Here is a 5474-nt window from a genome sequence, read left to right as displayed (position 1 = left end):
GGTCGGGGCCACCGTCTCGACCAGGTGCCGGCCGAGCGAGCTGCCCGGCGCCGGCCCGGCCGACCAGCCCGGCGACTCCTTGACGTAGTTGCACTGCTCGCACAGCCCTTGCCCGTTGGCTTCGTCGGTGCTCCCGCCGCGGGCGCGCGGCACCACGTGGTCCGCGTGCCGGACCAGCGCGTCGCACCAGGGGGTGCGGCAGACCTCGTCGCGCAGCACCAGCAGCTGGCGCAGCGCCGGCGGGAACGTCACGGCTTTGGACTCCATCGCGACCAGCTGGCCGGTGGTGGGGTGGGTGAAGAGCCGGCGCAGCCAGACCTCTACGTCGACCTCCGCGCTCCTGGGAGCGGGCTCCCCGGCGCTGTCCGTAGTCGGTGTCCTCGCCGGACGCAGCCAGTCGCGAGCCACGGGTGCGGGGACCGGTCCGTAGCCCGGGACCACCGCCGGCTCGGAGTCTCCGGCGAAGAGTGCCCGATCGGTCATCACCAGTCCGACGGCGACCGGCGCTCCGGTGGCCACGGCCTGTCCGGTCACTCGCGCGACGAGGGTGTCCGCCATCACCTGACCACGGGAGCGGGGGTCGCCAACAGCCCGTGCCTCGTCGGCTGCCCGACCGAGAGCGGCGTACGCGGCGATGCCTGCCCTCACCGGCAGCAGGCCCGTCAGGTAGGTCATCGTGTCCGGAGCAGGCCGCACGGTGACCGCACGGTCGCCCTCGGCCTTCCTCGCGCGGGCGACCGCGGCAGCCGGGTCGAGCCGGTAGGCCAGGCGCCGCGCCTCGGCGGCGACCCGTCGGTCACCGAGCCCGTCGAGCCGCGCCGGATCAGCGACCAGCTCCGCGTCCACCCGGGAGCGATGCTCCCCCGAGAGACAAGCGGTCTCCCGCACCAGCAGGGTCGCCCGCCACTCAGAGAGCCGGCCCTCACTGAGCGCCGCCAGCGTGTGCGGCATCTCACCGACCAACGCCTTGGCGAGGCCTAGGTGCTGGCCGCCCTTGACCGGGCTGTCACGACGAGCCAAGGCGACTTGGGACGCGACGCCGGCCCCCTGCTGGGATGGCGGCAGTTCCTGCTCGCGGTGCCGGGCTCGCACCGACTCGTCGAGGTCGGCGGCCAGCCTGGCCTGCGCTGCGGCTGCGGCAGCCTTGAGCTCCTCGAGGCTGCGGATCAGATCGATGCGCGCGACGTCCGACAAGTCGCGGGCGACGCCACCAAGCGAGCCGCGCCATCGGTCGACGACCTTCGCGTCCGGCCCACCTCCTTCGAACATGTGTTCGATTCTAGCAGCGGACGGCTGTCAATCGAAGCCCCTGTGCACAGCGATCCGCGGCACGCCGCCCCGGCCGAGGTGCTGACCCCCGAAGCGCGGTCCGCCCTCCGTCAGCCCGGTTGCTCCACGCCGCCGCGCTCCCTCGGACTCGACACGTAGATCAGCCGGTCGGTGGCCAGCAGGGTCGCCACGTCCGGGTCGTCGTACGGGCGTGGCCGGCCGCCGCGTACGACGGCCAGCACCGGGCTGACCACCGACCGGGGGTGGGAGCCGACCTCCTCGGGGGTAACGCCGCGCTCGGCCAGGTCGAGGCCACTGCCCACGGCGAGCAGGTCCTCGACGACGGCGACCGTGGCCGGGCTCCCGGTGGCGAGGCCGAGCAGGCGCCCGGCCGCGTCGGACGAGGTGATGACCGAGTCGGCACCGCTCTGCTTGAGCAGGTCGGCGTTCTCACCCTCGCGGACGGCGGCGACGACGGTCACGTCCTTCGACAGCTGGCGCACGGTCAATGTCGTCAGGACGGCCGTGTCGTCGCGGTCGACGGCGATGACGACCGACCTGGCGCGCCCCACCTCCGCCTCCTTGAGGACGGTGTCGCTGTCCGACCGGCCGTGCACGGTCGTGTAGCCCGCGGCAGCGGCGGCCTCCACCGACTCGTGGTCGTTCTCGATGACGACGATGTCCTCCTGGGCGACGCCGTTCTGCCGGAGCGCGCGGATCGCGCTGCGGCCCTTGGTGCCGAAGCCGCAGATGATGACGTGGTCCTTCACGCGTGACCTCCAGCGGGAGACGTTGAACTGGTCCCGCGACCGCTCGGTGAGCACCTGGATCGTGGTGCCGATGAGCACGAGGACGAAGAGGAAGCGCATCGGCGTCACGAGCAGCGCGTTGGTCAGCCGCGCACCGTCGCTCACCGGGGTGATGTCGCCGTAGCCGGTGGTCGAGAGCGTGACCGTCGTGTAGTAGAGCGCATCCGTCACCGACAGGTCGCCGTCGGCGGAGTCGCGGTAGCCGTCGCGCTCGATCAGCACGACCGCCCAGTTGAGGAGCACGATCGCGACGGCGATCGCGACTCGTCGCGCGATGGCGATCGCCGGCGGCACGGAGGGACGTCGCGGCAGCCGCAGCTTCCAGGCCGGCTCGTCCACGACGCCATTCAGCCACACACATCACGGACTTCCGGGGACCGGGTGCCTGATCGACGGCGCGCGTCGACGTCGTCACGCATCGTGAGAACGGCTGATCACCTAGTGCATCGAGGCCATCACTCATGGCTAGATGGCGCGGTTTCGCGGGTCGCGTACGTCACATTCCGCGCGTGGCACAAGGGTTTTCGGTCAACCCGGCGCTAGGAATGCCCGACCCTAGATGAAGCACAAGTCCCCGCCGGAAAGGTCGGTGGGGCGGCCGCGAGCGGACGCCGAGCCCTGCCACCGCCGCGGTCACGGACGATCTCGTCGTATGGCAGGGACGGAGAACCCAGCACGACGGACGGCCCTCAGCACGAGTGTGCCGTCCTCGGGGTGAAGCCACCGACAGGTGGCCGGGCAACTTCGGCGCCCGAACCCGACAGGTCATTCTTCGCAGGCGGATACCCGAAGGAATCCCCCGCATGTCGCTTGCCCGATTGTCCCCTGTCCGCATGCTCGCGATCGTCCCCCTCGTCCTGGCCCTGGCTGTGACGATGTTCGCCGGCTACACCATCAGCCCCGCAGCCCCGAAGGCGCACGCCGCACTCGTCAGCAAGGCCAAGGCCGAGAGCGCCGTCGACTGGGCTCGCAGCCGCAAGGGCTCGCCCTACGACTACGGCGCTGACGGCCCGCACCGCTTCGACTGCTCCGGCCTGACCCGCTGGGTCTACGGCAAGGTCGGCAAGTACCTGCCGCACTCGTCGTCGGCGCAGGTTTCCAAGACAGAGCGCATCTCGCATGACAACCGCCGTCGTGGCGACCTCGTGTTCTTCTACAGCCGCAGCGGCGTCTACCACGTCGCCATTTACGCCGGCCACGGCGACGTCTGGCACGCCCCACAGTCGGGCGAGCGCGTCCACCGCGAGCACATCTGGACCGGCCGGGTGTTCTACGGCCGCCTGAAGTAGGAGGGCGCGCGTCGAGTGGCGCGTCGCGACGTAGGACCCTCAGGTGGTACGTCGTGGCGCGCCACTCGTGCATCCGCAGCGCTACCGGCGGGGCAGCGAGACGTCCCGTAACGGGTCGGACAGCGGCGAAAGGGGTGACTCTGCCCGTGCCGTCGCGTCGAACCGGTAGCCACCCCCCGTCACGCTCACGGCGATCGCGTTGAGCAGCGGCATGCGCACCGTCGCCGCGAACGTCACCGTGACCGTGCGGCCGTCGGTCGAGACCTCGACCACGTCGAACCCGTCGAAGCGTTCCTCGAGCCGCGCGTCGTCGACGTACTGGGCGACGGCATCGGTCGCGCCGTCGTCGGACAGCGGCAGGGCATCGCTCCCGCCGTTGTAGACCCGCGCCAGGTCCGGCCGGTTGGCGGCCGACAGGGCGGCGCCGTCGACAGCAGCGACGAGAGACCGTCGGTGCAGGTAGGCCGTCGACAGGTTGACGACGACGGTCACCAGCACGCCGGCGATGACGGCATAGACCAGCACGAGCAGCAGCAGCTGCCCGTCGTCTCCGGCGCACCTCCGTGAAGTGGTGCGGTGAGTGCAGGAGCACGCGTGCGACGGACTCATCGACGCACCGCTCGGTACCGGTCCACGACCTCGACGTGCTCGCTGCTTACTCGGACCGAGCCGGGAGCACGACCGAGGACCTTGGGGACCAGCGGGAGCTCGACCCGTTGGGTGATCACGACGGTCACCGTGCTGCCGGGTGCGAGACAGGGCTCGCTGCTGCAGGTGATCCGGACGTCGTCCCGGTCGAGGGTGAGCCCGCTGTCCCGCATCACGATCCGTGCGGCGGCGTACGCGCGCTCCGCCGCGACATCCGCAGAGTCTGCAGTGGCGAAGACCCGGCCGGACTCGCGCGCCGCGCTCGATGCTGCGTAGGCACCGGCTTGCACCCGGAAGACGGTGATCAGCACGTAGACGAGGGGGACCATCAGGAGCACCGCGAGGAACACGAACTCGAGGATCGCGTTGCCCGCGTCATCGCGTGCCGGCGGTCTCATCCGCCCTCCTCGACGGCGTGACCACGCACGTGCACGGTGCGCGGCGGACCGAGGAAGCCGATGACCGGCAGCGGCGCGTCCACCTGCACGAAGACGGTCGGAACTCCTGCGACCAGCTCGGTGCCGCTGGTGACCTGCTCCGCGTAGCGGTCGGCCAGCGACGCCCGGATCAGGTCCCGGGCGACCGCCTCGCCGTCGGCCCGGGTCCGGTCGGCGTTGGCCGCGAACCGCGCGCCCTCCGCGGCCGACGCCTGCAGCGTGTTACGTACGTGCAGGGCCAGCCCGAGCTGCACCAGCGCCAGGAACAACGCCGTGAGCAGGACTCCGACGAGGACGAACTCGACGACAGCCGCCCCGTCGTCGCGCGGTCGTCGGACCGGCATGACCGTCAGGGAGCGCTGCCGACGACACTGTCCAGCGCGTCGTTGAAGAGCTGGGTCAGCTTGTCGTCGGCCACGAGCCACAAGGCGGTCACCAGCCCGGCGGTCATGATGGTGACGAGCACCCAGCCGGGGACGTCGCCCCTCTCCTGCTCGTCACCTCGGGCCCGCGCGACGACGGCTGCCGTGCCACGCAGTCCGACGAGCACCACCAGTGCGGCCACCCAGACGAGCGACCTCTGCGACGTACCTGACCGTCCGTGCATCCTCGACCTCCCTCGTGGGCCACCGACCTGGCGACCGACCGTGCAGCACCTCAACCGGCGAACTTGAAGCCGTAGAAACCTGGGAACAGCGCGAAGACCACCGTCACCGGGAGCACGAGGAAGACGACCGGCACTACGGTCGCGGCCCTGGTCCTCGGCCTAAGATGCCGCTGCTGTGTCGGAGCATTATCTGCGCGCTGGAGACGACTAGATGCACAATGCTGGGTTGCGCGCATAGCACCACGGCGTTCGAGGCCCCGGACAGGACGTTCAGGGCTTGGCCGACCGTCGTTCGGGTGGCCCGGCTTCTAGCGAGAATGGGCGGCGGGCTCCAGCCGAGAGGCTGAAGCGATGCGCCGCTCGGGGGCCGATCGAGCCTTGCTTGCCTAATCCTCCGGGAGCGGTTGCCAGTCCA

7 protein-coding genes and 1 riboswitch are annotated in these 5474 nt (G+C 70.8%); of the genes, 1 reads left to right on the top strand and 6 read right to left on the bottom strand.

Annotated features, from left to right (window positions below):
* Both VK640_05785 and VK640_05780 read right to left on the bottom strand, forming a co-directional pair.
* On the bottom strand, window positions 1-1269 hold a 1269-nt coding region (locus VK640_05785), incomplete at its 3' end, for a DUF222 domain-containing protein (GenBank protein HTE72694.1).
* Between the two features lie 110 nt (window positions 1270-1379).
* The gene (locus VK640_05780; GenBank protein HTE72693.1) at window positions 1380-2417 is read right to left on the bottom strand and encodes a potassium channel family protein; all 1038 of its coding nucleotides are present in this window, start codon (window positions 2415-2417) and stop codon (window positions 1380-1382) included.
* A gap of 288 nt (window positions 2418-2705) precedes the next feature.
* Window positions 2706-2875, top strand: a riboswitch (cyclic di-AMP (ydaO/yuaA leader).
* A gap of 36 nt (window positions 2876-2911) precedes the next feature.
* Between VK640_05780 and VK640_05775 the strand changes: the two genes are divergently transcribed.
* On the top strand, window positions 2912-3367 hold the full coding sequence (locus tag VK640_05775; GenBank protein HTE72692.1) for an NlpC/P60 family protein: 456 nt from the start codon (window positions 2912-2914) through the stop codon (window positions 3365-3367).
* 81 nt (window positions 3368-3448) lie between these two features.
* Here VK640_05775 and VK640_05770 read toward each other — a convergent pair whose 3' ends face one another.
* The 4 genes from VK640_05770 to VK640_05755 are packed head-to-tail and all read right to left on the bottom strand — an operon-like array spanning window position 3449 to window position 5059.
* The gene (locus VK640_05770) at window positions 3449-3976 is read right to left on the bottom strand and encodes a pilus assembly protein TadG-related protein (GenBank protein HTE72691.1); all 528 of its coding nucleotides are present in this window, start codon (window positions 3974-3976) and stop codon (window positions 3449-3451) included.
* Window positions 3973-4413, bottom strand: a complete 441-nt coding sequence (locus VK640_05765) for a pilus assembly protein (protein ID HTE72690.1) — start codon at window positions 4411-4413, stop codon at window positions 3973-3975. The genes VK640_05770 and VK640_05765 overlap by 4 nt, the downstream gene beginning before the upstream one ends.
* Entirely contained in the window at window positions 4410-4796 is a 387-nt protein-coding gene (locus VK640_05760; protein ID HTE72689.1) for a TadE/TadG family type IV pilus assembly protein, read from the bottom strand. The genes VK640_05765 and VK640_05760 overlap by 4 nt, the downstream gene beginning before the upstream one ends.
* Window positions 4797-4801: 5 nt before the next feature.
* Window positions 4802-5059, bottom strand: a complete 258-nt coding sequence (locus VK640_05755) for a hypothetical protein (protein ID HTE72688.1) — start codon at window positions 5057-5059, stop codon at window positions 4802-4804.
* Window positions 5060-5474: the final 415 nt, after the last annotated feature.

Source organism: Actinomycetes bacterium, from assembly GCA_035489715.1.
Taxonomy (GTDB): domain Bacteria; phylum Actinomycetota; class Actinomycetes; order JACCUZ01; family JACCUZ01; genus DATHAP01.
Note: the sequence above shows the minus strand (reverse complement) of the source record. Positions and strands in the feature narration are given on the sequence as shown.